Annotated in this window: 3 protein-coding genes; 2 read left to right on the forward strand and 1 reads right to left on the reverse strand. The window is 73.0% G+C overall.

Annotated elements, in window-relative coordinates:
* Positions 1–119: 119 nt before the first annotated feature.
* Positions 120–773: an O-methyltransferase gene (locus tag SACHA_RS0107500; RefSeq protein ID WP_019808469.1), complete on the reverse strand. Its 654-nt coding sequence runs from the start codon at positions 771–773 to the stop codon at positions 120–122.
* A gap of 283 nt (positions 774–1,056) precedes the next feature.
* Between SACHA_RS0107500 and sigE the strand changes: the two genes are divergently transcribed.
* Both sigE and SACHA_RS25065 read left to right on the forward strand, forming a co-directional pair.
* Positions 1,057–1,650 (forward strand): RNA polymerase sigma factor SigE, encoded by a 594-nt coding sequence (gene sigE / locus SACHA_RS0107505; RefSeq protein ID WP_028662970.1) that lies wholly within the window; start codon positions 1,057–1,059, stop codon positions 1,648–1,650.
* Positions 1,647–2,073 (forward strand): anti-sigma factor family protein (locus tag SACHA_RS25065; protein ID WP_019808471.1); only part of this gene is annotated, 427 nt, incomplete at its 3' end. The genes sigE and SACHA_RS25065, both read left to right, overlap by 4 nt.

Raw genomic sequence — 2,073 nt, forward strand, 5'->3', positions numbered from 1 at the left:
CGGGGGTCGCCCTGCCCGGGCGCGGTGCCCGCACGGCGCCGTGACCGTACGATGCGGTGACCGCACGGCGCCGTGACCGCACCGCGGGCACGACTCCGCCGACGGTCCGCGACCATGTCTCAGGACGTGGCGACGGCGGCCACCAGGAGACCGCTGCCCACCGGGAGCAGAGTGGGGACCAGCCGCGGGTCGTCCCGGACCGCCCGGGCCACCTCCCGCAGCGCGAGCAGTTCCGGCTCGCGCCGGGAGGGATCGGCGATCCGCCCCGCGGCGAGCACGTTGTGGAAGGCGATCACGCCGCCCGGGCGCAGCAGGTCCACGCTCTGCTCGAAGTAGTGCGGGTACTCCAGCCTGCCCGCGTCGGCGAACACGAGGTCGTACCCGCCCGCCGTCAACCGGGGCAGGACGTCGAGGGCGCGTCCGATGATCAGCCGCATCCGGCCCGGGGCGAAGCCGGCGTCGGAGAACGCCGCCCGCGCACTCCGATGGAACTCCGGCTCCAGGTCGATCGAGGTCAACACGCCGTCCGCGGCCATGCCCCGCAGCAGGTACAGGCCGGAGACACCGGCCCCCGTCCCGATCTCGACCACGGCGCGGGCCTGTAGTCCGGCGGCGAGAAAACTCAGCGTGGATCCTGTGGCACCCGACACCGGCAGACATCCGAGCCGCTCCGCGCGCAGGCGCGCGCCGGCGAGGACCTCGTCCTCGGGCAGGTACGCCTCGAGGAACTCGCCGAGATCGACCGAACCGGTGATGTGCGTCTCGGAGTTCACGCGCCTGAGGTTAGCGTGGACGGGCACCGCCGACCCCGCCCACTCGGGCGAGGGCCGCCACGGTGACCCTGCGCGGCCGGTTCGCCACCCGGGGTCGCCCGGGGTCGGATGGGGGCCGACGCCCGTGCGGCGACACCGTCCTCTCCGGCCGGCACCGTCTTCTCAGCGGGCTCTCAGCACGACCTCACTACAACCACAGGAAAGCGGGTAAGACTGGGAGCCCGGGACGGGAACTCCCGCCGCCGACGCCGCGTTGGTGTCAGTAGTGAAGGGGAACGGGCCGATGGAGGTGCCTCCGCTGCCGTACGACAGCACGCAGACCGCTCCGGTACCGGTCGAGGACGAGGCCACGTGGACGCCGCCCACGTGGGACGAGGTGGTGCGGGAACACGCCGACCGCATCTACCGGCTCGCGTACCGGCTGTCCGGCAACGCCCACGACGCCGAGGACCTAACCCAGGAGACCTTCATCCGGGTGTTCCGGTCCCTGGCCTCCTTCCGGCCCGGCACGTTCGAGGGCTGGCTGCACCGGATCACCACGAACCTCTTCCTCGACATGGCGCGCCGCCGGTCGCGGGTGCGGATGGAGGGCCTGCCGGAGGACACCGACCGCATCGTCGGGGACGATCCGAGCCCGGAACAGGTGTACTCCAACACCCACCTGGATCCCGACCTCCAGGCCGCCCTCGACGAGCTGCCCCCCGAGTTCCGCGCGGCGGTCGTGCTGTGCGACGTCGAGGGACTGTCGTACGAGGAGATCGGTGCGACGCTCGGTGTCAAGTTGGGCACGGTGCGCAGCCGCATCCACCGCGGCAGGCAGGCACTGAAGTCGTCGCTCGAGCGCAGGCGGGCGCTTGTGCAGGAGGCGCGGGTATGACGTCGAACAGGGGCTGGGGGTTCTCCGAGTCGCATCTGCTGCCGGACGTCGTCGTGGCGTTCGTGGATCAGGAGCTGTCGCCCGGAGCCCAGGAGCGCGCGGCCGCGCACCTGGCCCACTGTCCCGGCTGTGCCGCCGAGGTCTCGGCCCAGCGCGCGGCCAGCAGCGCGGTCCGGAAGGCGGAGTCCCCGTCGATCTCGGCCGGGTTCCTGGCGAACCTGCGGGCGATCCCGCAGCACACGGACACGCCGTCGGTGCCGGACAACCTCGCCGTCGACCCGGACGGGCAGATCGTCACGGTGCAGCGTCCCGGGCAGGTGGCGGGGCTGCGGGGCGGTCCGCTCGGCACGTCGTCGCCGCTGGGCACCTCGTCCACCGTGCTGGGGGGTGGCGGCCCCCGGTTCTGGTCGGTGCGGCGCCGGG

Origin of the sequence: Saccharomonospora halophila 8, from assembly GCF_000383775.1 — a bacterium.
GTDB lineage: Bacteria > Actinomycetota > Actinomycetes > Mycobacteriales > Pseudonocardiaceae > Saccharomonospora > Saccharomonospora halophila.

What these genes read in the sequence shown, in the direction of transcription:
- sigE (WP_028662970.1), top strand. Translation starts at nt 1,057, where the DNA reads ATGGAGGTGCCTCCGCTGCCGTACGACAGCACGCAGACCGCTCCGGTA.